Consider the following 23930-nt stretch of genomic DNA (forward strand, 5'->3'; position numbering starts at 1 on the left):
GTCGTTATCGGCCCCATCGGCTACCGTAATCTCCTGCCAGCCAAACTCCCTGGCCAGGGTAGCCAAACGTTCACTGACGACCACCAGTCGACAGCGTAATAACCATTCCTGATGATCAATATCGGGGAACAGTGAATAGAGTTGTTGCAGCATTTCGCCACTGGTTACTACCAGCGTACCCACACCACGATCGCGCCAGCGGCGGCCTTCACTCAGGCCGTCGTAAACTTTGGCACAGCGCTGGTAGCATTCGCAGAATGTCACGTCTGCGCCGCGTTCCGTCAGCGTTTCAGCTAACAGCTCGCGACCGCCATTGCCGCGTAAAATTAATGCCCGCTTGCCAGCCACCTGCATTAAAGCCGGTAACTGAATCAGCACTTCGCTGGTTTCGCGCTGGTGGGGATACTCTACCGGCAAGCCGCTGGCGGTATGCATCAACAGTGCGGTGGTGCGACCTATAGCATAATAGTTCAGGCTGGCGGGCCATGTTAAATCGTGCTGACGGATTATTGGCTGAGCATAATGAATCGCGTGTTGCGATAAAATAAACAGCAGGTCACCGGCTGCCAGTTGACTCAGCAACTGCGGCAGGCGATCGAGATCGCGGCCAGGAGTAAATTCAATCAGCGGCAGGCTCCAGGCAACCTGTCCCAGCGCGCGCAGGCGGCCGACCAGCTCTTCAGCGGCAGGCGATGGACGGGTTACCAGAATCGTCATACCGGCGAATTCCCCTGATAAACGTCAGCTAAAATTTCGCGTGCGCCGTTATCCAGCAGCTCTTCCGCCAGCGAGATCCCCATTTTTTCGGCATCTGCACGTGGGCCGCGACGTTCACCGCGAATCATCTGTTTGCCATCCGGCGAACCGACCAGTCCACGCAGCCACAGATCGTCGCCTTCCAGTACCGCATAGCTGCCGATGGGAACCTGACAGCCCCCTTCCAGTCGGGTATTCATGGCGCGTTCTGCTCTGACGCGTACCGACGTATCGTCATCATTCAGTGCCGCCAGCAGGGTGATGGTCTGCTGATCGTCAAGACGACACTCAATCCCCACCGCACCCTGGCCAACGGCCGGCAATGACTCTTCCGCAGGCATGGCGTGGCGAATACGGTCGGTTAAGGCCAGGCGCTTCAGTCCGGCAACCGCGAGAATAATCGCGTCATAGTCGCCCGCATCCAGTTTGGACAAGCGAGTACCGACGTTGCCGCGCAGGGATCGAATCACCAGATCCGGGCGACGCGCGCTAAGCTGACACTGACGACGCAGGCTGGAGGTGCCGACAATCGCGCCCTGAGGCAGCGCGTCAACCGAGTCATAATGATTTGAGACAAAGGCATCAAGCGGATCGTCGCGCTCACAAATGGTGACCAGCCCCAGCCCTTCCGGGAAGTCGACCGGCACATCTTTCATCGAGTGCACCGCAATATCGGCACGGCCTTCCAGCATCGCCAGTTCAAGTTCTTTGACGAATAACCCTTTGCCGCCGACCTTCGCCAGTGGCGTATCCAGTATCACATCGCCGCGGGTTACCATGGGTACCAGTTCGACGTTAAGCCCCGGATGGCAAGCCATCAGACGCTGCTGAACATAATGTGCCTGCCATAAAGCGAGCGGACTTTGCCTGGTGGCAATTCTTAAAATTTTGTCTAACATGCTTGTTACCGTTTTGATCGTTCATTGATTATCCTATCATTGATACGGGAATGCTGTCAGTTTCAACGGCTTTTATGCGCCGGGCAGGGATGTGCAACGATGAGAAAGGTTGATTGAGTGTAAAACGTGCTAAACTGTTGTGTAGCGCAACTTTCTTTACGGTCAATCTGCCAGGTGTTAGATTGATCACGTTTCCAGCAATTATTCGCCCCACTATTTCTAAATCAAGCGGCGGATGTCGGAAACAGGGTTTGTTTTAAACACTGGGACAATCAGGCGAGACGTCTTGTACCTCTACATTGAGACACTGAAACAGAGACTGGATGCCATCAATCAGCTGCGCGTCGATCGCGCACTGGCTGCTATGGGACCTGCTTTCCAGCAGGTGTACAGTCTGCTGCCATCCTTATTACATTATCATCACCCGTTGATGCCGGGTTACCTTGAGGGTAACGTTCCACATGGCATCAGCTTTTTCACGCCTGATGAAACTCAGTTAAGCTATCTCAATGATTTAGAAGGTAAATCTGGTAACGCTGCCGCCTTGCCGGTTAAAGGCGAACGGCCGATTACCGGTGTTTACTCGATGGGCAGCACCTCATCTGTCGGGCAGAACTTCACTTCCGACCTGGATATCTGGGTGTGTCACCAGTCGTGGCTGGATAATGAAGAGCGCCTGCGCCTGCAAAAAAAATGCACGCTGCTGCAAAAGTGGTGCGCGTCGATGGGCGTTGAAGTCAGCTTCTTCCTGATTGATGAAAATCGCTTTCGCCATAACGAAAGTGGCAGCCTTGGCGGCGAGGATTGCGGTTCGACTCAGCACATCTTATTGCTGGACGAATTCTATCGTACTGCGGTGCGCATGGCCGGTAAGCGTATTCTGTGGAATATGGTGCCGGGCGAAGAAGAAGAGCATTACGATGACTATGTGATGTCGCTTTATTCGCAGGGCGTGCTGACGCCAAACGAATGGCTGGATCTCGGCGGCCTCGGCACGCTGTCGGCGGAAGAGTATTTTGGTGCCAGCCTGTGGCAGCTGTACAAAAGTATCGATTCACCGTATAAAGCGGTGCTGAAAACCCTGCTGCTGGAAGCGTACTCCTGGGAATACCCGGATACCAAACTGCTGGCGATGGATATCAAGCAGCGCCTGCACGACGGCGAAATTGTCTCGTTTGGTCTCGACCCTTACTGCATGATGCTGGAACGCGTCACTCACTATCTCACCAGCATTGATGACCATGCGCGCCTCGATCTGGTGCGCCGCTGCTTCTATCTGAAAGTGTGTGAAAAGCTGTCAGAAGAGTGCGGTAAAGCGGGCTGGCGTCGTGAAATTCTCAGCCAACTGGTGAAAGAGTGGGGCTGGGACAACGCGCGTCTCGCGATGCTCGACAGCCGTGCCGACTGGAAAATCGAGCGTGTGCGGGAAGCCCATAACGAACTGCTGGATGCGATGATGCAGAGCTATCGCAACCTGATTCGTTTCGCCCGCCGTAACAACTTAAGTGTCAGCGCCAGCCCGCAGGATATCGGCGTGCTGACCCGTAAGCTGTATGCCGCCTTTGAAGCGTTGCCGGGTAAGGTGACGCTGGTCAACCCGCAGATTTCGCCGGATCTCTCCGAGCCGCACCTGACCTTTATTCATGTTCCCAATGGCCGTGCCAATCGCGCTGGCTGGTACCTGTATAACCAGTCGCCGGATATGGGATCGATTATCAGCCATCAACCGCTGGAATATAACCGCTACCTGAATAAGCTGGTGGCCTGGGCGTGGTTTAATGGGTTGCTGACGGCGAAAACTCGCCTGCATATTAAAGGCAATGAGATTTGCGATCTGGCGCGTTTGCAGGAGCTGGTGGCCGATGTGTCGCATCACTTCCCGCTGCGTTTGCCGTCACCGACGCCAAAAGCGCTCTACAGTCCGTGCGAAATTCGTCATCTGGCGATTATCGTCAATCTGGAATATGACCCGACGGCGGCCTTCCGCAATCAGGTGGTGCACTTCGATTTCCGTAAGCTGGATGTGTTCAGTTTTGGTCAGCAGCAGCAGTGTTTAGTCGGCAGTATCGATTTGCTGTATCGCAACTCGTGGAATGAAGTGCGTACCCTGCACTTTAATGGCGAGCAGGCGATGATCGAAGCGCTGAAAACCATTCTCGGTAAAATGCATCAGGACGCAGCACCGCCGGATGCCGTTGAGGTGTTCTGTTACAGCCAGCATCTGCGTGGTTTGATCCGCACCCGTGTGCAGCAGCTGGTTTCGGAATGCATTGAACTGCGCCTCTCCAGTACCCGTCAGGAACCGGGGCGTTTTAAAGCGCTGCGCGTTGCCGGACAAACCTGGGGACTGTTCTTCGAGCGTCTCGGTGTCTCGGTGCAGAAGCTGGAAAATGCCGTTGAGTTTTATGGTGCGATTTCTAACAACAAACTGCATGGCTTGTCGATTAAAGTCGAAACCGATCAGACGCGTCTGCCGGCGGTAGTGAATGGCTATGCCAGTGAAGGCATCATTCAGTTCTTCTTTGAAGATACCCACGACGACCACGGTTTTAATATTTACATTCTCGATGAAAGTAACCGCATTGAGATTTATCACCACTGTGAAGGCAGTAAAGAGGAGCTGGTGCGCGATGTCAGCCGCTTCTACTCCTCGTCACACGATCGTTTTACCTACGGCTCAAGCTTTATCAACTTCAACCTGCCGCAGTTCTATCAGATTGTCAAAGCCGATGAGCGCCTGCAGGTGATACCATTTCGTAGCCAGACGCTGACGCAGCTGTGCGCCACGGTCTCGGACAATGACCATACCGATTACGTCGAGCGGATGCAGATGCATTGATCGGTTGTCGCCGATCGCCCCTTCCTTAGCTTTATCATTTGACTGAATCATAGCGCAGGCCAGACTCTGTCAATCTTCTGGCGAAATTGCGACAACGACAGCTGCATCGAATCGCCAATTCCTATTGCTTTTCAGAGTTCACCTGCGATGATAAGCAACCAGTAAGCATCAATCATGAGCAGAATGATAATGAACAAAACGATATGCCAGCTGGCGATGGCGCTGGCGTTAGCGAGCCTGGTTGGCTGTGGCCTGAAAGGCCCGCTTTACTTCCCGCCGAAGGAACAGCCGAAGCAGGAACAGCAATCCACGCAGCAGAGCACGCAAAACTCAGCAGTGACTCTGCCGGATGGTAGCGATCAGAATTCCACCACTACTCAGCCGAGTATGTAACTGACTCAATAACCTATGGCGCATCCGGCGGAGCAGAAAATGCAGTTCTCCAAAATGCACGGTCTTGGCAATGACTTTATGGTCGTTGATGCCGTCACGCAAAATGTCTATTTCTCACCAGAGCTGATTCGCCGTCTGGCGGATCGTCATCTGGGGATCGGCTTCGATCAGTTGTTGATCGTTGAACCGCCGTACGATCCCGATCTGGATTTTCATTACCGCATTTTCAATGCTGACGGCAGCGAAGTTGCCCAGTGTGGCAACGGCGCGCGCTGCTTTGCGCGCTTTGTGCGCCTGAAAGGGTTAACCAACAAAAGCGACATCAACGTCAGCACGCAAACCGGACGGATGGTGCTGAGCGTCAACAGTGACGAGCTGGTGCGGGTCAATATGGGCGAGCCGAATTTCGAGCCGCAGCAGGTGCCGTTCCGCGCCAATAAAGCCGAAAGCATCTATCTGATGCGCGCCGCCGAACAGACGGTGATGTGCGGCGTGGTGTCGATGGGCAATCCGCACTGTGTGATTCAGATCGACAGTGTGAAAACCGCCGCGGTGGAAACCCTCGGCCCGGTGCTGGAAAGCCATGAGCGCTTCCCGGAGCGGGTTAACGTCGGGTTTATGGAAGTGGTCAGCCGTGAGCATATCCGGCTGCGCGTCTATGAGCGCGGTGCAGGTGAGACGCAGGCCTGCGGCAGCGGAGCCTGTGCTGCGGTGGCAGTTGGCATTCAGCAAGGATTACTCGCGGAAAAAGTCCGTGTTGATCTGCCGGGCGGCAGTTTACATATCGCCTGGAAAGGACCGGGTCAGCCACTGTTTATGACCGGACCGGCCACTCACGTTTACGACGGATTTATTCATTTATGAAAAATGTCGGGGAGCAGACCGCCAGCGATGTGATGCTGGACGATCAGGCGGTAAGTGATTACCTGCTGCAAAATCCGGATTTCTTTATTCGCAATTCGCGCCAGGTTGAGCAGATGGTGATCCCCCATCCGGTGCGCGGCACTGTCTCGCTGGTCGAGTGGCATCTGGCACGTCAGCGCAACCATATCGCCCGGCTGGAAGAAGAGATTACCTTGCTGATGGAGCAGGCCACCGCCAACCATCAACTGTTCGATCGCCTGTTAGCCTTACAGGGCCATCTGGCGAGCGCTCCGAGCCTGCACGATATGCTGAACCGCCTGCATCGCTGGGCGCGTGAGCTGGGGCTGGCCGGCGCCAATGTGCGTCTGTTCAGTGACAAATGGCGGATTGGTGCGCCTTCTGACTTTACCCAGCTGGCGCTGCCGCCGCAGGCGTTTGAGCCGGTACGTATTCAGCGCCTGGGTAAAGAGCAACACTATCTCGGCAGCCTGAACGGCCCGGAGTTACTGCTGCTGTTGCCGCAGGCAAAAGCCATTGGTTCCGTGGCAATGTCGTTGATGGGCGAGCGCGGCGATCTCGGGGTGCTGATTTTCAGCAGTCGTGACAGCCAGCATTATCATTCCGGCATGGGCACCTTGCTGTTGCAGCATCTGGCGCTGATGCTGCCGGAACTGTTATCGCGCTGGGTTGAGCGCGCATGAACAACGCGTCGCCTCTACAGTCCGCCGTAGAGGGCTTTCTGCGTTACCTGAAAGTCGAGCGGCAACTTAGCCCGCTGACGCAAAAAAGCTATGCGCATCAGCTTACGGTGCTGGTGGCGCTGGCGGATGAGATGAAGATCGCTGACTGGGCAAAACTGGATGCTGCCCATGTACGCTCACTGGCGGCTCGCAGCCGCCGCGCCGGTCTGCAACCGGCCAGCCTGGCGTTACGCCTGTCGGCGCTGCGCAGTTTTCTCGACTGGCTGGTCAGCCAGGGGCAGCTGAAGGCTAATCCGGCCAAAGGGATTGCCACGCCGCGTACGCCGCGCCATCTGCCCAAAAATATTGACGTTGACGAAGTGAATCAGCTGCTGGAGATCGATCTTAACGATCCGCTGGCGGTGCGTGACCGCGCAATGCTGGAAATTATGTATGGTGCCGGTTTACGTCTGTCTGAATTAGTGGGTATCGACTGCCGTCATCTCGATCTGGCCTCCGGTGAAGTCTGGGTGGTGGGAAAAGGCAGTAAAGAGCGCCGCTTACCGATAGGCGGCACGGCGGTCAGCTGGATTGAACACTGGCTGGCGCTGCGCGAACTGTTTGCGCCTGACGACGACGCGCTGTTTTTATCCAACCAGGGCAAGCGGATTTCGGCGCGTAATGTGCAGAAACGCTTTGCTGAATGGGGTGTAAAGCAGGGCGTAAACAGCCATATTCATCCGCATAAGCTGCGTCACTCCTTTGCCACCCATATGCTGGAGTCGAGTGGCGACCTGCGTGCGGTGCAGGAGCTGCTGGGACATGCTAACCTGTCGACCACGCAAATCTATACCCATCTCGACTTTCAACATCTTGCATCGGTTTACGATGCTGCACATCCCCGTGCCAAACGAGGAAAATCCTGATGCATTTTTATCGCACGCTGCGACCGATTAAAGCCATTACCTTCGATCTCGACGACACGCTGTACGACAACTACGAAGTGATTCGCCGTACCCAGCAGGAGTCGCACGCTTTCTTACAGGCTTACCATCCCGGTCTGAATAATTTCACTCAGCAGGCTTACCAGACGCTGCGCGATGAACTGCGCCAGCAAGAGCCGGAAATTTATCACGATGTGTCGGAATGGCGACGTCGTGCGGTTGAGCGGGCGATGCTGAATGTCGGGCTGACCACGGCAGAAGCCGATAAAGGCTCACGTGAAGTGATGACGAATTTTGCCCACTGGCGCAGCCAGATTGACGTACCGGAAGAGACGCATCTGACGCTGGCGGCGCTGGCCGAACGTTTTCCGCTGGTCGCGGTCACTAATGGTAATGCCGAGCCGCATCTGTTCGGTCTTGATGGCTATTTTAAATTTATTCTGCGTGCCGGGCCGCATGGCCGTGCCAAGCCGTATCACGATATGTATCATCTGGCGGCAGAAAAACTGGCTATCCCGCTGGAAAATATTCTGCATGTGGGTGACGATCTGACCACGGATGTCGCCGGTGCTGTGCGCTGCGGCATGCAAGCCTGCTGGATTAACCTGCGGCAGGGCAACCTGATGAAAATCGCCGACAGCCGCTTGCTGCCGCATCTCGAAATTTCGCAGTTGGCATCGCTGACCGCGCTGATATAATACCTGTTAATATATCCAGTGAAACGCTGCGGCGTTTTCCCTGCCTGAATGGTGCTTATGGACGTTTCTGACCTGCTAAACAGTTTGAATGACAAACAACGCGAAGCCGTCGCGGCGCCACGCAGCAATTTGCTGGTGCTGGCGGGCGCGGGTAGCGGCAAAACGCGCGTACTGGTGCACCGCATTGCCTGGCTGCTGACGGTAGAAAACTGCTCGCCTTACTCGATTATGGCGGTCACCTTTACCAACAAGGCGGCGGCAGAGATGCGCCACCGTATCGAACAGCTGATCGGCACCAGCCAGGGCGGGATGTGGATCGGCACTTTCCATGGCCTCGCTCATCGCCTGCTGCGTGCGCATCATCTCGATGCCAATCTGCCACAGGATTTTCAGATCCTCGACAGTGAAGATCAGCTGCGTCTGTTAAAACGCCTGATCAAAGCGATGAACCTTGATGAGAAGCAGTGGCCGGCGCGTCAGGCAATGTGGTACATCAACGGTAAAAAAGATGAAGGCCTGCGGCCCAAGCATATTGAAAGCTACGGTAATCCGATTGAACAGACCTGGCTGCGGGTGTATCAGGCGTATCAGGAGGCCTGCGATCGCGCCGGGCTGGTCGACTTTGCCGAACTGCTGCTGCGCGCCCATGAGCTATGGCTGAACAAGCCGCATATCCTTAATCACTATCGCGAACGCTTTACCAATATTCTCGTCGATGAGTTCCAGGATACCAACAATATCCAGTACGCCTGGATTCGCATGCTGGCGGGTGACACCGGCCGGGTGATTATCGTTGGTGATGACGATCAGTCGATTTACGGCTGGCGTGGCGCGCAGGTGGAAAATATCCAGCGCTTCCTGAACGACTTTAATGGCGCGGAAACTGTGCGTCTTGAGCAGAACTATCGCTCGACCAACAATATTCTGAAAGCGGCTAACGCCCTGATCGCCAATAACAGCGGTCGTCTCGGCAAACAGCTGTGGACTGACGGCAGCGATGGCGAGCCAATTTCCCTTTACTGTGCCTTTAACGAGCTGGATGAAGCGCGTTTTGTGGTCAATCGCATCAAGGTGTGGCAGGAGAATGGCGGCGCGCTCAATGACTGCGCGATTCTCTATCGCAGTAATGCCCAGTCACGCGTACTGGAAGAGGCGCTGCTGCAAACCAGCATGCCGTACCGCATTTATGGCGGCATGCGCTTCTTCGAACGTCAGGAAATTAAAGATGCGCTGGCTTATCTGCGCCTGATTGCCAACCGCAACGACGATGCCGCCTTTGAGCGCGTAATCAATACCCCGACGCGAGGAATTGGCGATCGCACGCTGGATGTGGTGCGCCAGACCTCACGCGAGCGTCAGCTGACGCTGTGGCAGGCGACGCGCGTATTATTGCAGGAAAAAGCGCTGGCCGGCCGTGCCGCGTCGGCACTGCAACGTTTCTGTGAGCTGGTGGATTCACTGGCGCAGGAAACCGCTGAAATGCCGCTGCATGTGCAGACGGACCGGGTGATTAAAGACTCTGGCCTGTGGATCATGTATGAGCAGGAAAAAGGCGAGAAAGGCCAGGCGCGTATCGAAAACTTAGAGGAGCTGGTCAACGCCACGCGGCAGTACAGCTACCAGGATGAAGACGAAGATTTGATGCCGTTGCAGGCGTTTCTCTCCCATGCCGCGCTGGAAGCCGGTGAAGGCCAGGCGGATAAATGGCAGGATGCGGTGCAGCTGATGACGATGCATGCGGCGAAAGGCCTTGAGTTCAGCCAGGTATTTATCGTTGGAATGGAAGAGGGGATGTTCCCGAGCCAGATGTCACTGGATGAAGGTGGCAGGCTGGAAGAGGAGCGTCGTCTGGCCTATGTCGGCGTTACGCGGGCGATGCAAAAGCTGACGTTGACCTATGCTGAAACCCGTCGGTTGTATGGTAAAGAAGTCTACCACCGTCCTTCGCGCTTTATCGGCGAACTGCCGGTCGAGTGCGTGGATGAAGTCCGTCTGCGTGCCAGTGTCAGTCGGCCGGTTAATCATCAGCGTCTTGGCACGCCGGTGACGCAAAATGACAGCGGATTTGCCCTCGGGCAGCGGGTGCGTCACGCCAAGTTTGGTGAAGGCACCATTATCAATCTGGAAGGCAGCGGCGAGCACAGTCGGTTGCAGGTCGCCTTCCAGGGGCAGGGTATCAAATGGCTGGTGGCAGCATATGCCCGCCTGGAAACCCTCTGATATCCTGCCGGTAAAGTGGGCCGCTTGACGCCTTTTTCGACTCAGCGTAACATGCGCCCACGATTACCCTAAGAGGACATTCGCCTTGGACACACCCAGTCGATACTGGCTCAATAACCTGTTTATCAGGTGCAACGCCTAAGGCTATCCTCTTAAATGCTGGTAGCCTTTGTGGTTGTCAGCGACCTCTTTTTTTCCCGTCGCCTGAGTCAGCTTTGATCACGGACTGAAACGTTCTCGTTTCGCGTGTTCTGGCGCTATGTCCCATTTGTTACTGCAATTGGGAGTACAGCTATGCTGAGCGCATTTAAACTGGATAACAGCCGTTTATCTCGTCTGGAGCTTGAAGATACCACTGACCAGCTGACGTCGTCAGTCTGGGTCGACCTGATCGAGCCAGAAGAAGATGAACGCGATCGTGTTCAGTGTGAACTAGGTCAGAGCCTCGCCACCCGCCCGGAGCTGGAAGATATCGAAGCCTCGGCGCGTTTTTTTGAAGACGAAGATGGCCTGCATATTCACTCCTTCTTCTTCTATGAAGATGCCGAAGATCATGCCGGTAACTCCACCGTGGCTTTCACCATTCGTGAAGGACGCCTTTACACGCTGCGTGAGCGTGAGCTGCCGGCGTTCCGTCTCTACCGTATGCGCGCGCGTAACCAGACGCTGGTCGATGGTAATGCCTTTGAGCTGTTGCTGGATCTGTTTGAAACTAAAATCGAACAGCTGGCAGATGAGATCGAAAACGTCTACAGCGATCTGGAAAAACTCAGCCGGGTGATTATGGAAGGGCAGCAGGGCGATGAGTTTGACCGCGCGTTGTCGACGCTGGCGGAACTGGAAGATATCGGCTGGAAAGTGCGTTTGTGCCTGATGGATACCCAGCGTGCGCTGAATTTCCTCGTGCGTAAAGCGCGTTTGCCTGGCACCCAGCTGGAGCAGGCGCGGGAAATCCTGCGCGATATCGAGTCGCTGTTACCGCATAACGAGTCGTTGTTCCAGAAGGTTAACTTCCTGATGCAGGCGGCGATGGGCTTTATCAATATCGAGCAGAACCGCATTATCAAAATCTTCTCAGTGGTATCGGTGGTCTTCCTGCCGCCAACGCTGGTGGCATCCAGCTACGGTATGAACTTTGAATTTATGCCGGAGCTGAAATGGAGCTTTGGTTATCCCGCCGCAATTGGCCTGATGATTCTGGCCGGTCTGGCACCTTACGCCTACTTTAAGCGTAAAAACTGGCTGTAAACCCGCTGGTTTAACAGTTAAAACCTCCGCCAGGGATGGGCGTGAGGAGATTGATACTGGCAGATCCTTTCACATCCGCGTAACGTATAACCCCTTCTTTTCCCAACGCAAGTTTTCTCAATATGGAACGGCTGTCACTTTGGCTGCAATGGCTTACTCTGCTCAGCGCCTCGCTGCTACTGGGTTTTGCGCTGCAATACTTCCATGTCCCTGCCGCACTGTTACTGGGGCCGATGATTATCGGCGTGCTGATGGGGCTGTCCGGCGCGACGCTGCGTATCGATAAACGGCTGTTTATCCTGGCGCAGGCAATACTGGGCTGCATGATTGCACAAAGTTTATCCCCGTCGATTCTGCAACCGCTGATTGATGACTGGCCGGTGGTGATCGTCGTCCTGCTGCTGACGCTTGCCGCCAGCGGTTTATCCGGCTTTCTGCTGGTGCGTTTCAGTAGTTTACCGGGCGCGACCGGTGCCTGGGGATCGTCGCCGGGAGGCGCGTCGGCGATGGTAGCGATGGCGGGAGATTATGGTGCCGATGTGCGGCTGGTGGCATTTATGCAGTACCTGCGGGTGCTGTTTGTCGCGACGGCCGCAGCGGTGGTGGCGCGTATCGGACTGGGCGACAGTGCACACAGTGCCGCGTCGCTGGAGTGGTTTCCGGCGCTGGACCTGCGTTTTGTCGGCACCCTTGCCGTGGCGCTGGGAGGCGCCTGGCTTGGACAGCGATTCCGTATCCCTTCCGGCGCGCTGTTATTACCGGCGCTGTTTGGTGCCACTCTGCATGCCAGCGGCACCATGACATTGCAGGTCCCGGAGTGGCTGCTGGCGCTGGCTTATGCGCTGATTGGCTGGAGCGTCGGCCTGCGTTTCACCAAAGCGATCTTTATGCTGGCGCTGCGCACTCTGCCGCAAATGGTGCTGTCGATTATTGGCCTGATGTTACTCTGTGGGGGGATGGCGTGGATGCTGACGCGTTTACTGCATGTCGATCTGCTGACCGCTTATCTGGCTACCAGCCCTGGCGGGCTGGATACCGTGGCGATTATTGCGGCGGGCAGCCGGGTCGATATTGCCTTTGTGATGGCGATGCAGACATTACGCCTGTTCACCATTCTGCTGACCGGCCCGGCGATGGCGCGTTTTATCTCACGCTACGCGCATACGTGAACCGCGCAGGGTATACACCGCATCGAGGATAAACAGCGCCAGTGCAGCCCAGATAAAGCCAAAGGTCACCACTTTATCGTCAGTGAGCTGCTCGCCATAGAATATTACCGCCAGCAGGAACATCAGCGTCGGGCCGAGGTACTGGAAAAAGCCGACGGTCGACAGACGCAGGCGAGTGGCGGCGGCGGTAAACAGCATCAGCGGGATGGTGGTCACGATTCCGGCGGCAATCAGCAGCAGATTGAGCGACAGCGAATTGTCCGCTAAATGGCTGGTACTGCTGTCGGCGATGCCAAACAGATAGATGGCCGCCAGCGGAAACAGCCACAGCGTTTCAATCAGCATCCCGCTTTGCGCGTCCACCGCGATCTTCTTACGCAGCAGGCCATAAAATGAAAAGCTGATGGCCAGCCCGAGCGCAATAATCGGCAGCGAACCAAACTTCCACAGCTGCACCAGTACGCCGCAGGCGGCTAAGCCAACCGCCAGCCACTGCATACGGCGAAAACGCTCACCGAGAAACAGCATGCCAACAATCACATTTAACAGCGGATTGATAAAGTAGCCGAGGCTGGCTTCCAGCAGATGATGGTTGTTTACCGCCCAGATAAACAGCAGCCAGTTGCCGCCGATCAGCATGGCGGAAGCTGCCAGCATCAGCACTTTCTTGCGATTGTAGAGGTTTTTTCTGACTTGCTGCCAGTTGCGACTGAGGCTGATCAACACAATCATAAACAGGGCGGACCAGATCACCCGGTGGGTCATAATCTCGCCCGGTGCCACTTGCTGGATCAGTTTGAAGTAAGCCGGGGCGATGCCCCAGATCAGATAGGCACCCAGTGCGTAAAGCACACCCTGGCGGGTTTGTTGAACATCCATTAACGGCATTTTTCCTTTGTTGTTAAGCAGGTTCTGCGGGAACTCTCGAAACGGATCGCGCGACCGCGACATTTCATTACCCGATTAGATAGGTTGCTGTGGCACTGGCAATATACACGCCGGCATCGTTATGCAGCTCAACCCGCGCCACCGCCACTTTATTGCCGCCGCGCAGCAGGCTGCTGCTGGCGGTAAAGCGCTCACCGCGTCCGGGACGCAGGTAGTCGACGCGCAGGTCAATGGTGCCCATCCGCGACAGCCGCTGACGCAGCTCCTCTTCATTGATGCTCTCATGACGCGTCAGCGTACTGTTAACGCACACCAGCCCGGCGGCGACGTCCAGCACCGACGCGATCACCCCACCGTGCAGAATCTTTTGCGCGGCATTGCCGACCAGCATCTGCTGGTTATTAAAACTGAGCTCGGCGTAGTCCGGCTCCAGACGCTCCAGCTCAAGGCCGAGTGCGCGATTAAACGGCATATCATAGACAAAAATTTCACCAATCAGACGGCGTGCTGCGTCCTGAGTCAACAAAGTACCCGACATGTTGTGCTTTCCCGAATGCGGTTATGGAGACATGAATGTTAATAATTTGTGTATCTTATGCTTCTGTCGGCGTGCTTTCCAGTTTCAGAAATCAGCGCTAATGTTGGGCGGTTTTTCTGTGTAGAATGGCGTGCTTTTTACACGTCTATTTGCAGCGCTTGCTTTATTGGAGATCACTATGCGTATGCTTCGAGGATTGCTGGCAGCAGTCACATTACTGCCTGCACTGGCACTGGCGCAGGAAGCGACCATTAAAGAGGTTCATGATACCCCAGCCGTTCGTGGCAGCATCATTGCTAACCTGCTGGAGAAACATGATAACCCGTTCGTGCTGTATCCTTATGAGAATAACTATTTACTCTATACCGCAACCAGCGATTTGAATAAAGAAGCCATTCAGTCCTATGACTGGGCCGATAAAGCGAAGAAAGACGAAGTAAAATTCCAGCTGAGCCTGGCCTTCCCGCTGTGGAGTGGCATCCTCGGGGATAACTCGGTACTGGCGGCTTCTTACACCCAGCGTTCATGGTGGCAGCTTTCCAATCGCGGTGCATCATCACCCTTCCGCGAGACTAACTATGAGCCGCAAATTTTTCTCGGCTGGGCGACCGATTACCGCTTTGCCGGCTGGACGTTACGCGACGTTGAACTGGGTCTGAACCACCAGTCTAATGGTCGCTCCGATCCGACCTCACGCAGCTGGAACCGCGTCTATGCGCGTCTGATGGCGCAAAACGGTAACTTTATGGCGGAAGTGAAGCCGTGGTACCGTCTGCCGGAAAGCACCAGCAATGACGATAACCCGGATATCACCAAGTACATGGGTTATTACCGCCTGAAGCTGGGCTATATGATGGGCGACAGCATATTCAGCGTGCAGGGCAACTATAACTGGAACAGCGGCTACGGCGGCGCGGAGCTCGGCTGGAGCTATCCAGTCAGCCAGCATGTGCGCTTCTACACTCAGGTGTTCAGCGGCTACGGTGAGTCGCTAATCGACTACAACCACCGTCAGACGCGCGTCGGTGTCGGTGTGACGCTGAACGACCTGTTCTGATGCGACGGGTCAGTGAAAACTGACCCGCCACACACCATAAATCATGTCATACGAGATAAACGGGGAAGATGTGTCAACGGCTGCGGTAATCAACGAGCACGATGAAACGCTGGCGGCGAAGGTATTACAGGATACCTTCGGCTATCAGCAATTTCGTCCAGGCCAGCAAACCATCATTCAGGCGTCGCTAAGCGGGCGTGACTGTCTGGTGGTCATGCCCACTGGCGGCGGTAAATCGCTTTGCTATCAGATCCCTGCGCTGGTGCGCGAGGGGCTGACTCTGGTGGTTTCGCCGCTGATCTCATTGATGAAAGATCAGGTCGATCAACTGCTGGCTAACGGCGTGGCAGCGGCCTGCCTGAATTCGACGCAAAATCGTGAAGAGCAGCAGGAAGTGATGGCCGGTTGTCGTACCGGTCGTATCCGCCTGCTGTATATCGCGCCGGAACGTCTGATGATGGACAACTTCCTCGATAGTCTGACCCACTGGAATCCGGCAATGCTGGCGGTGGACGAAGCGCACTGTATCTCCCAGTGGGGCCACGATTTCCGTCCGGAATATGGCGCGCTGGGCCAGCTGCGTCAGCGGTTCCCGACGCTGCCGGTGATGGCGCTGACCGCCACCGCGGATGAAACCACCCGCAATGATATTGCGCGCCTGTTACAGCTTAACGATCCGCTGATTCAAATCAGTAGCTTTGACCGACCGAATATTCGCTACACGCTGGTGGAGAAGTTTAAGCCGACCGACCAGCTGATGCGCTATGTGCAGGATCAGCGCGGCAAGTGCGGCATTATTTACTGCAACAGCCGGGCAAAAGTTGAAGATACCGCCGCGCGCCTGCAAAGCCGTGGGATGAGCGTGGGGGCTTATCACGCCGGTATGGACAATGTGCATCGCGCGCAGGTACAGGAAGCGTTCCAGCGCGATGACCTGCAAATTGTTGTCGCCACCGTGGCGTTTGGTATGGGTATCAACAAGCCGAACGTGCGCTTTGTGGTGCATTTTGATATCCCGCGCAATATCGAATCTTACTATCAGGAAACCGGACGTGCCGGGCGCGACGGATTGCCGGCGGAAGCGCTGCTGTTTTACGATCCGGCCGATATGGCATGGCTGCGCCGCTGTCTGGAAGAGAAAGCGCCAGGCCAGCTAAAGGATATTGAACGCCACAAACTGAATGCGATGGGGGCGTTTGCCGAGGCACAAACCTGTCGTCGTCTGGTGCTGCTGAACTATTTTGGTGAAGGACGCCAGCAAGCTTGCGGTAACTGCGATATCTGTCTCGATCCGCCGCGCCGTTATGATGGTTTGGTTGAAGCGCAAAAAGCGCTGTCGAGCATCTATCGTGTCGGCCAGCGGTTTGGTATGGGCTATATCGTCGAAGTGCTGCGCGGCTCCAATAACCAGCGTATTCGCGAGTTCCAACACGATAAATTGCCGGTATATGGCATTGGCCGTGAGCAGAGCACCGAACACTGGGTCAGCGTGCTGCGCCAGTTAATCCACCTCGGCCTGGTCACGCAAAATATCGCCATGCATTCCGCGCTACAGCTGACTGAAGCAGCGCGGCCGATTCTGCGCGGCGAAGAACCGCTGATGCTGGCCGTGCCGCGCCTGGTTGCCATCAAAAGTAAAAACAGCAGCCAGAAATTTTATGGCGGCAATTACGATCGCAAGCTGTTTGCCAAACTGCGCAAGCTGCGTAAGGCGATTGCCGACGAGGAAAATATCCCGCCATACGTGGTATTCAACGACGCCACACTGATCGAAATGGCGGAGCAGATGCCGCTTACCGCCTCCGAAATGCTCAGCGTTAACGGTATCGGGCAGCGCAAGCTGGAGCGGTTTGGTAAGCCGTTTATGGTAATGATCAGAGAACACGTCGACGGCGATGATGAATAATCTCTCTCGCGACGCCGATAACGCTTATCAGACAGGTAAAACATTATGTTAATGCTATTCCTCACCGTGGCGCTGGTGCATTTAATCGCCTTAATGAGTCCGGGACCGGACTTCTTTTTTGTCTCGCAAACCGCGGCCAGTCGCTCACGCAAAGAGGCGATGCTCGGCGTACTGGGGATTACTCTCGGCATTGTGGTCTGGGCGGGTGTCGCGCTGATGGGATTACATCTGATCCTGCAAAAAATGGCGTGGCTGCATCAGGTGATTATGGTTGGCGGCGGGCTTTACTTGCTGTGGATGGGCTGGCAGCTACTCTGCTCGGCGCGTAATCAACATAAACAACCGGTGCAGAGTGAAGTCAAAGTGGCGCTGCCGCAAAAAGGCCGTAGCTTCCTGAAAGGCTTTCTGACCAATCTTTCCAACCCGAAAGCGGTTATCTACTTTGGCAGCGTATTCTCACTGTTTGTCGGAGATGACGTCGGTGCGGGTGAACGCTGGGGTTTGTTTATGCTGATTATAATTGAGACGCTGTGCTGGTTCAGCCTGGTGGCCTGTATTTTTGCGTTACCGGCAATGCGTCGTGGCTATCAGCGGCTGGCGAAGTGGATTGATGGTACGGCAGGGGTGTTGTTTGCCGGATTTGGTATTCATTTGATTATCTCGCGCTAACCGAGCGTCAGGCCACGGGCGGCGAAAACGCCGCCCGTATGCTAACCTGGCACTTCCCGCCATCGAACTAGGCAATCTTACGAGCAGACGCCAGTAACGCCCCGACCGCCATAAACAGCCCACCAAAGATGCGGTTCAGCAATTTCATTTGATGCGGCCCCTTAATCCAGCCAGCAATTCGTGTCGCTAATGTCGCATAGCCAATCATCACAATAATATCGACCACCACGGTGGTGATACCCAGTACCAGGTACTGCATCGCCTGCGGCTGATGGGGGATAATAAATTGTGGGAACAGCGCCGCAAGAAACACGATGCTTTTGGGGTTGGTCAGATTCACCAGCACCGCGCGTTTGAACAGGCGTCGGCGCGGCATCGCTTTTGATACCGCATTTAAATCTATCGCCCCGGCGGAACGCCACTGCTGGATACCGAGCCAGATCAGGTAAGCGGCACCGGCCCATTTCAGAATTTCGAATGCCAGTAACGACTGAGAAAATAGTGCGCCCAGCCCAATGCCGACCAGCATAATATGCACCGACAGACCGACTTGCAGACCGGCGATAGACGCCACCGCACCGCGATAGCCGTGGCTGATACCGGTACTCATAGTATTAATGGCGCCCGATCCTGGCGACAGGCTGAGGATGCTGGTGGTCAAAAGATAAGTCAGCCACCATTCGATGGTCATGGGTAAAACTCCCTGGATGCGCAGAATTATGACACAATACGGCATTGTGGAATGATCTGCTATGGCTGGTGAAGCTTGCCATAGTGTCGATGATTTTTTGCGGAATTCATGCCGATGACGAAGCATCAAAATGACTGGCCGACGCGTGAGAAGGCCTTTGCAGCTTTCGCCACCGGACCGCTGCTCGATTTCTGGCACCGCCGGGAAGAGCGCGAGTTTGAGGGCGTTGATAACTTACCGATTCGCTACGTCCGTTTCACGTCGCCACAGCACGATAAAGTGATCCTGCTGGTGCCGGGGCGCATCGAAAGCTACGTTAAATACCCTGAACTGGCTTACGATCTTTTTCACTGCGGTTATGATGTGATCATTATCGATCACCGCGGCCAGGGACGATCCGGGCGTCTGCTACAGGATTCACATCGCGGACATGTGGTGGAGTTTAGTCACTACGTGGACGATCTCGAAGCACTCTGGCTGCGGGAAATTGCCAACAGTGACTACCGTCATCGCTTTGCACTGGCACACTCGATGGGCGGCGCGGTGCTGACACTGCTGCTGGCGCGACAGCCGCAGGCGTTTGATGCCGCAGTATTATCCTCGCCGATGTTCGGCATCTATTTACCGATGCCTGCGTGGATGGCCAGCCGGATCCTTGACTGGACGGAAAAACGCCCGGCGCTGCGTGATGGTTATGCGCTGGGAACCGGCAAATGGCGCGCGCGTCCGTTTGGCATTAACGAGCTGACCCACAGCCGCGAGCGCTATCGGCGTAATCTGCGGTTTTATGCTGACGATCCGGGTTTGCGCGTCGGTGGCCCAACCTATCACTGGGTGCGGGAAGGCGTTCTGGCCGGGCAGAATATTTTAAGCAAGGCTGCTGAGATCACCACGCCGCTGCTGTTGCTACAGGCCGGAGCCGAAAAAATTGTCGATAACCGTTCGCAGGATCTGTTCTGTAAAGCCATGACCGCAGCGGGTCATCCTTGCGAGGGGGGAAAACCTCGCGTTATTGCTGGCGCGCGTCATGAGATCTTATTTGAACGAGACGATATGCGCGCTGAAGCCTTAGATGCCATCGTGGAGTTTTTCGCGCGGCACAGTTAGCCACATTACTCAGATTTAACGTCAGGCGCGCCTGATTTCCTAATTTAACCAGAGGTTTGAAAGAATTATGTATCACGTTGTCGCATCCGATCTTGACGGCACTCTGTTGTCGCCCGATCACAGACTGACGCCTTACACCAAAGAGACACTGAAGTTACTCACCGAGCGCGGCGTGCATTTCGTGTTTGCGACTGGCCGTCATCATATTGACGTATCCCAGATGCGCGATAATCTCGAAATCGACGCCTATATGATCACTTCTAACGGCGCGCGGGTGCATAACAGCGCCGGAGAGCTGGTGTTCAGCCATAACCTTGATGCGGACATCGCCAACGATCTGTTCGCCATCAAATACCATGAACCGGATATTCTGACCAACGTTTACCGTGACGATGAGTGGTTTATCAATCGTCATCGCCCGGAAGAGCAGCGTTTCTTCCGTGAGTCAATCTTTAATTATCGCCTGTTTGAACCTGGCCTGCTGGAGACCGATGGCATCAGCAAGGTGTTTTTCACCTGTGATGACGCCGATAAACTGCTGCCGCTCGAGCAAGCCATTCTGGCGCGCTGGGGCGACCGGGTGAATGTCAGTTTCTCGTTCCCGACCTGCCTGGAAGTGATGGCCGGTGGCGTGTCGAAAGGGCATGCGCTGGAAGCCGTGTCGAAAACGCTCGGTTACTCGCTGAAGGAGTGCATCTCGTTTGGTGACGGTCTGAATGATAAAGAGATGCTGTCGATGGCGGGCAAGGGCTGCATTATGAGTAATGCGCATCAGCGTCTGAAAGACCTGCTGCCGGAACTGGAAGTGATTGGCAGCAATGCCGATGACGCGGTGCCGCACTATCTGCGTAAGCTGCTGCTGGATTAAGCGATAAATGGCCAGGACAAGCCTGGCCAGATTTCTTCGGGTTACTGCTGCTGTAAAAAGTGCACGGCTTTATCCGGGAAGTCGGTAAACAATCCTTCCACCCCAGCCTGGTTATACAGCGCGTCATACACCTGATTCACATCGCTGGCGTAATCCGGCAGCTTGTCGGCACGCACCGTATACGGGTGAATCTGTAGCTTGTTCTGGTGCGCGTCCTGCGCCATGTTGGTCAGCCTGATCTCGCCCGGCTTTGAATCGGCGGCAATCAGCATAGAGTAATCCGGCCCGATGCCATCAACATACTGCGCCAGCTGCTTCATCGCCCCAGGCTTAAACATCCAGTCATAGCTGTAGTTAATCCACTTCCCGTCTTTCAGCTCCTGCGTCTCTTTCCACTTGGTTTCGGTAATCAGCTGAACCAGTTTCAGATCCATGCCCATTTTCGGTTCCAGCTCGGTTTTAATGCGTTTGATTTCATTAAAATCGAAGCACTGTAGCCAGACGTTGTCGCTTTTGCTGGTGTAACCATACTGCTTCAACACTTCCAGCACTTTAACGGAGATATCTTTGCCTTCCTGACGATGGAACCAGGGCGCTTTGATCTCCGGGTAAATGCCGATATTTTTACCGGTCGAGTGGTTCAGCCCTTGCACGAACTCAATCTCCTCGGCAAAGGTATGGACGCGGAAATCGGATTTATCCATCGGGAAGCGGCCCGGATAGCTTTGCTCCTTCTTACCGTCAACGATTTCGAAGCCTTCAGTGAATTTCAGGCTTTTGATTTCCGCGAGGGTAAAATCGATCGCATAGTAGCGACCATCTTTACGCGCCCGATCGGGAAAGCGTTTCGCAACATCGGTCACGCGATCAAGATAATGGTCATGCAACACCACCAGCTGATCGTCTTTGGTCATCACCACATCCTGCTCAAGAAAATCTGCGCCCTGAGCATAGGCCATGGCTTTCGCCGGTAACGTGTGCTCTGGCAGATAGCCACTGGCGCCGCGGTGGGCAATGACTATTTTGCCGTGAGTTTCCGCCAGTGATGAAAACGAACTGACCAGAATAAGTGTTGCCAGTAAAGGTTTCAGCTTCATCATTACCTCGCTGTTAGTTAGCCTGGTTCATCTGCTGCTTATGTTTGTTCTCACTTAACATGGTCAGTAACAGCAGAATCACCGCCAGCACGCAGCCGCCAACCATAATAATAAAGCCGCCGTTCCAGCCGAAGTAGTCAACGGTATAACCGACGATGGCGCTGGCCGCGACCGAGCCGCCGAGATAACCGAACAGCCCGGTAAAGCCTGCGGCGGTGCCAGCGGCTTTTTTCGGTGCCAGTTCCAGCGCATGCAGACCAATTAACATCACCGGACCGTAGATCAGGAAGCCGATAACAATCATACAGGCCATATCCACACCGGGATTTCCGGCCGGGTTCATCCAGTAAATGATGGTGGCGATAGTCACCAGCGTCATAAAGAACACCCCGGTCGCGCCACGGTTGCCTTTAAACACTTTATCCGACATCCAGCCGCACAGCAGCGTGCCCGGAATACCGGCATATTCATACAGGAAGTAGGCCCAGGACGATTTATCCAGCGAGAAGTGTTTCACCTCTTTCAGATAGGTCGGTGACCAGTCGAGAATGCCGTAGCGCAGCAGGTAAACAAACACGTTCGCCAGCGCGATGTACCACAGCAGTTTGTTCGGCAAAATGTACTGCATAAAGATCTGTTTAGCGGTCAGCTCTTCTTCATGCTTATCGGTATAATCCGGTGGATAGTCGTTTTTATACTCTTCAATTGGCGGTAATCCGCAGGATTGCGGCGTGTCGCGCATCAGCGCAAAGGCGATAATCGCAATCACGATGGCGCCAAACGCGGGCATGTAGAGTGCCGCTTTCCAGTCGTTAAACCACGCCATACCCAGCAGGAACAGCAGGGGAGGAATGCCGCCGCCGACGTTATGCGCGCAGTTCCATACTGAAACGATGCCGCCGCGCTCTTTCTGCGACCACCAGTGCACCATGGTGCGACCGCATGGCGGCCAGCCCATTCCCTGGAACCAGCCACAGATAAACAGCAGCACAAACATAATCATAATGCTGGAGGTCGCCCAGGGCACAAACCCCATAATCAGCATCACGCAGGCGGCCAGAATCAGACCGGCAGGCAGGAATACGCGTGGGTTAGAACGGTCCGAGACCGAACCCATAATAAATTTCGAGAAGCCGTAAGCGATGGAAATACCGGACAGGGCAAAACCTAAATCACCGCGTGAGAAGCCCTGTTCGACCAGGTAAGGCATGGCCAGCGCGAAGTTTTTTCGCACCAGATAGTAAGCGGCATAACCGAAGAAGATGCCGAAGAAAATCTGCCAGCGCAGGCGGCGGTACAGAGGGTCGACACGATCGTCTGCGACGCGAGACTGGTGTGGCGCAGGTTTAAAGATACTTAACATAAAAGCTCCGATGGCGCATTTTTAGTGGTTGTTAACGGAAGCGCTGCGCGGATACGCAGATGGAAATGTTCCATTTCGCGCACAGGATAATAGCTGGTTTGATTAATGACTGTGAGTAAGTACACAAATGTTACAGTTTTATTACAGTCGCGGCTTGTTGCGTCACAAAATAGCCAATTTAACGCCACTTTTTTGTCGGAAATTTGCGCAGCGGGTTATATCCACATCATACTTATGGCTTTCGTTTGGTGAGCGTTTGCTTTCCTGTTGCAACATTTTGCTGTGGTTTATTTCATCACTCGTCAACCAGAAACTTGATTCGTTGTAACGGCAATTCGTTACAATAACGCCTACTTTTTTCTGATGAGTGATTACTGTGGCATTACTGATTATCACCACCATTCTCTGGGCCTTTTCTTTCAGTCTGATCGGCGAGTATCTCGCGGGGCAGGTTGATAGCTGGTTTTCGGTGCTGATGCGCCTGGTACTGGCGGCGGTTGTATTCCTGCCGTTTTTGCGCTGGCGCGGCTATAAGTTGTCGACGCTGCTACTGTATATGGCGGTCGGCATGTTGCAGCTCGGCATCATGTATCTGATCAGCTTCCAGGCCTATCTCTATCTCAGCGTCTCCGAATTCCTGCTGTTTACCGTGATGACGCCGCTGTATGTCACGTTGATCTACGATTTGATCAGCGGGCGTGGCGTGCGGCCGGGCTATGCGCTGAGCGCATTGCTGGCGGTGGCGGGTGCCGCAATTATTCGCTATGACAAAGTCAGCGACCATTTCTGGTTTGGCTTACTGCTGGTACAACTGGCTAATCTCTGTTTTGCCATTGGAATGGTCGGCTACAAACGCCTGCAAGAGACGCGGCCCATGCCGCAGCATACCGCGTTCTCGTGGTTCTATATTGGTGCGGTCAGCGTGGCGATTGTCGCGTGGTTCCTGTGGGGCAATCCGAATAAACTGCCATCGACCTCGCTACAGTGGGGCATTCTGGTGTGGCTGGGTATCGCGGCGTCAGGGCTGGGCTACTTT

General features: G+C 54.9%; 22 protein-coding genes. 15 read left to right on the forward strand and 7 right to left on the reverse strand.

Going from position 1 to position 23930, the window contains the following annotated elements; genetic code table 11:
• Both hemD and hemC read right to left on the reverse strand, forming a co-directional pair.
• On the reverse strand, positions 1-717 hold a 717-nt coding region (gene hemD / locus NG42_RS15600), incomplete at its 3' end, for a uroporphyrinogen-III synthase (protein ID WP_052900638.1).
• The gene (gene hemC, locus NG42_RS15605; RefSeq protein WP_052900556.1) at positions 714-1655 is read right to left on the reverse strand and encodes a hydroxymethylbilane synthase; all 942 of its coding nucleotides are present in this window, start codon (positions 1653-1655) and stop codon (positions 714-716) included. The genes hemC and hemD, both read right to left, overlap by 4 nt.
• Positions 1656-1941: 286 nt before the next feature.
• Here hemC and NG42_RS15610 point away from each other — a divergent pair, with 286 nt between their 5' ends.
• The 9 genes from NG42_RS15610 (at position 1942) to NG42_RS15650 (ending at position 12710) form a co-directional block, all read left to right on the forward strand.
• Positions 1942-4494, forward strand: coding sequence for a class I adenylate cyclase (locus NG42_RS15610; protein WP_052900557.1), 2553 nt, complete (start codon positions 1942-1944; stop codon positions 4492-4494).
• Positions 4495-4683: 189 nt separating this feature from the next.
• Positions 4684-4887, forward strand: a complete 204-nt coding sequence (gene lptM / locus NG42_RS15615; RefSeq protein ID WP_052900559.1) for an LPS translocon maturation chaperone LptM — start codon at positions 4684-4686, stop codon at positions 4885-4887.
• Positions 4888-4926: 39 nt separating this feature from the next.
• Positions 4927-5751, forward strand: coding sequence for a diaminopimelate epimerase (gene dapF, locus NG42_RS15620; RefSeq protein WP_052900640.1), 825 nt, complete (start codon positions 4927-4929; stop codon positions 5749-5751).
• Complete coding sequence (locus NG42_RS15625) at positions 5748-6452, forward strand: DUF484 domain-containing protein (protein ID WP_052900560.1); 705 nt, start codon at positions 5748-5750, stop codon at positions 6450-6452. Before dapF ends, NG42_RS15625 begins: the two co-directional genes overlap by 4 nt.
• Entirely contained in the window at positions 6449-7357 is a 909-nt protein-coding gene (xerC, locus tag NG42_RS15630; protein WP_052900561.1) for a tyrosine recombinase XerC, read from the forward strand. The genes NG42_RS15625 and xerC overlap by 4 nt, the downstream gene beginning before the upstream one ends.
• Entirely contained in the window at positions 7357-8073 is a 717-nt protein-coding gene (gene yigB / locus NG42_RS15635) for a 5-amino-6-(5-phospho-D-ribitylamino)uracil phosphatase YigB (protein WP_052900563.1), read from the forward strand. The genes xerC and yigB overlap by 1 nt, the downstream gene beginning before the upstream one ends.
• 57 nt (positions 8074-8130) lie before the next feature.
• On the forward strand, positions 8131-10293 hold the full coding sequence (uvrD, locus tag NG42_RS15640) for a DNA helicase II (RefSeq protein ID WP_052900564.1): 2163 nt from the start codon (positions 8131-8133) through the stop codon (positions 10291-10293).
• Positions 10294-10587: 294 nt separating this feature from the next.
• The gene (gene corA / locus NG42_RS15645) at positions 10588-11541 is read left to right on the forward strand and encodes a magnesium/cobalt transporter CorA (RefSeq protein ID WP_052900565.1); all 954 of its coding nucleotides are present in this window, start codon (positions 10588-10590) and stop codon (positions 11539-11541) included.
• A 122-nt stretch (positions 11542-11663) separates the two neighbouring features.
• A complete protein-coding gene (locus NG42_RS15650) occupies positions 11664-12710 on the forward strand; it encodes an AbrB family transcriptional regulator (RefSeq protein WP_052900567.1) in 1047 nt (348 codons plus the stop codon).
• Here the strand turns inward: NG42_RS15650 and rarD are convergent.
• Together rarD and NG42_RS15660 are read right to left on the reverse strand one after the other, a co-directional pair.
• Positions 12690-13589, reverse strand: coding sequence for an EamA family transporter RarD (gene rarD, locus NG42_RS15655; RefSeq protein WP_052900644.1), 900 nt, complete (start codon positions 13587-13589; stop codon positions 12690-12692). The genes NG42_RS15650 and rarD overlap by 21 nt on opposite strands.
• Before the next feature lie 76 nt (positions 13590-13665).
• Positions 13666-14136 carry a thioesterase family protein gene (locus NG42_RS15660; RefSeq protein WP_052900569.1) on the reverse strand — a complete coding sequence of 157 codons (471 nt, stop codon included), beginning with the start codon at positions 14134-14136 and terminating at the stop codon, positions 13666-13668.
• Positions 14137-14314: 178 nt separating this feature from the next.
• On the opposite strand from NG42_RS15660, the gene pldA reads away from it, so the two are divergent.
• From pldA to rhtC, 3 genes are all read left to right on the forward strand, one after another.
• Positions 14315-15193 carry a phospholipase A gene (gene pldA / locus NG42_RS15665; RefSeq protein WP_052900570.1) on the forward strand — a complete coding sequence of 293 codons (879 nt, stop codon included), beginning with the start codon at positions 14315-14317 and terminating at the stop codon, positions 15191-15193.
• 70 nt (positions 15194-15263) lie between these two features.
• Positions 15264-17099 (forward strand): ATP-dependent DNA helicase RecQ, encoded by a 1836-nt coding sequence (gene recQ / locus NG42_RS15670; protein ID WP_052900572.1) that lies wholly within the window; start codon positions 15264-15266, stop codon positions 17097-17099.
• A gap of 45 nt (positions 17100-17144) precedes the next feature.
• Complete coding sequence (rhtC, locus tag NG42_RS15675; RefSeq protein ID WP_052900574.1) at positions 17145-17768, forward strand: threonine export protein RhtC; 624 nt, start codon at positions 17145-17147, stop codon at positions 17766-17768.
• A gap of 67 nt (positions 17769-17835) precedes the next feature.
• On the opposite strand, the gene rhtB is transcribed toward rhtC, so the two are convergent.
• A complete protein-coding gene (gene rhtB, locus NG42_RS15680) occupies positions 17836-18459 on the reverse strand; it encodes a homoserine/homoserine lactone efflux protein (RefSeq protein WP_052900576.1) in 624 nt (207 codons plus the stop codon).
• Positions 18460-18573: 114 nt separating this feature from the next.
• Between rhtB and pldB the strand changes: the two genes are divergently transcribed.
• Both pldB and yigL read left to right on the forward strand, forming a co-directional pair.
• A complete protein-coding gene (gene pldB, locus NG42_RS15685) occupies positions 18574-19566 on the forward strand; it encodes a lysophospholipase L2 (protein WP_052900578.1) in 993 nt (330 codons plus the stop codon).
• A gap of 67 nt (positions 19567-19633) precedes the next feature.
• On the forward strand, positions 19634-20434 hold the full coding sequence (gene yigL, locus NG42_RS15690) for a sugar/pyridoxal phosphate phosphatase YigL (protein WP_052900580.1): 801 nt from the start codon (positions 19634-19636) through the stop codon (positions 20432-20434).
• 41 nt (positions 20435-20475) lie between these two features.
• Here yigL and glpQ read toward each other — a convergent pair whose 3' ends face one another.
• Both glpQ and glpT read right to left on the reverse strand, forming a co-directional pair.
• Positions 20476-21531: a glycerophosphodiester phosphodiesterase gene (glpQ, locus tag NG42_RS15695; protein WP_052900581.1), complete on the reverse strand. Its 1056-nt coding sequence runs from the start codon at positions 21529-21531 to the stop codon at positions 20476-20478.
• Between the two features lie 13 nt (positions 21532-21544).
• Positions 21545-22894: a glycerol-3-phosphate transporter gene (gene glpT, locus NG42_RS15700; protein ID WP_052900583.1), complete on the reverse strand. Its 1350-nt coding sequence runs from the start codon at positions 22892-22894 to the stop codon at positions 21545-21547.
• A gap of 376 nt (positions 22895-23270) precedes the next feature.
• Here glpT and NG42_RS15705 point away from each other — a divergent pair.
• A partial coding sequence (locus NG42_RS15705; protein WP_241488366.1) for an EamA family transporter occupies positions 23271-23930 on the forward strand: 660 nt, incomplete at its 3' end.

It is taken from the genome of Winslowiella iniecta, assembly GCF_001267535.1.
Classification (GTDB): Bacteria; Pseudomonadota; Gammaproteobacteria; order Enterobacterales; family Enterobacteriaceae; genus Erwinia; species Erwinia iniecta.

Coding starts and splice junctions, on each gene's coding strand:
- hemC (WP_052900556.1), bottom strand. CDS start 1,655: ATGTTAGACAAAATTTTAAGAATTGCCACCAGGCAAAGTCCGCTCGCT.
- lptM (WP_052900559.1), top strand. CDS start 4,684: ATGAACAAAACGATATGCCAGCTGGCGATGGCGCTGGCGTTAGCGAGC.
- dapF (WP_052900640.1), top strand. CDS start 4,927: ATGCAGTTCTCCAAAATGCACGGTCTTGGCAATGACTTTATGGTCGTT.
- NG42_RS15625 (WP_052900560.1), top strand. CDS start 5,748: ATGAAAAATGTCGGGGAGCAGACCGCCAGCGATGTGATGCTGGACGAT.
- xerC (WP_052900561.1), top strand. CDS start 6,449: ATGAACAACGCGTCGCCTCTACAGTCCGCCGTAGAGGGCTTTCTGCGT.
- yigB (WP_052900563.1), top strand. CDS start 7,357: ATGCATTTTTATCGCACGCTGCGACCGATTAAAGCCATTACCTTCGAT.
- uvrD (WP_052900564.1), top strand. CDS start 8,131: ATGGACGTTTCTGACCTGCTAAACAGTTTGAATGACAAACAACGCGAA.
- corA (WP_052900565.1), top strand. CDS start 10,588: ATGCTGAGCGCATTTAAACTGGATAACAGCCGTTTATCTCGTCTGGAG.
- NG42_RS15650 (WP_052900567.1), top strand. CDS start 11,664: ATGGAACGGCTGTCACTTTGGCTGCAATGGCTTACTCTGCTCAGCGCC.
- rarD (WP_052900644.1), bottom strand. CDS start 13,589: ATGGATGTTCAACAAACCCGCCAGGGTGTGCTTTACGCACTGGGTGCC.
- NG42_RS15660 (WP_052900569.1), bottom strand. CDS start 14,136: ATGTCGGGTACTTTGTTGACTCAGGACGCAGCACGCCGTCTGATTGGT.
- pldA (WP_052900570.1), top strand. CDS start 14,315: ATGCGTATGCTTCGAGGATTGCTGGCAGCAGTCACATTACTGCCTGCA.
- rhtC (WP_052900574.1), top strand. CDS start 17,145: ATGTTAATGCTATTCCTCACCGTGGCGCTGGTGCATTTAATCGCCTTA.
- rhtB (WP_052900576.1), bottom strand. CDS start 18,459: ATGACCATCGAATGGTGGCTGACTTATCTTTTGACCACCAGCATCCTC.
- pldB (WP_052900578.1), top strand. CDS start 18,574: ATGACGAAGCATCAAAATGACTGGCCGACGCGTGAGAAGGCCTTTGCA.
- yigL (WP_052900580.1), top strand. CDS start 19,634: ATGTATCACGTTGTCGCATCCGATCTTGACGGCACTCTGTTGTCGCCC.
- glpQ (WP_052900581.1), bottom strand. CDS start 21,531: ATGAAGCTGAAACCTTTACTGGCAACACTTATTCTGGTCAGTTCGTTT.
- glpT (WP_052900583.1), bottom strand. CDS start 22,894: ATGTTAAGTATCTTTAAACCTGCGCCACACCAGTCTCGCGTCGCAGAC.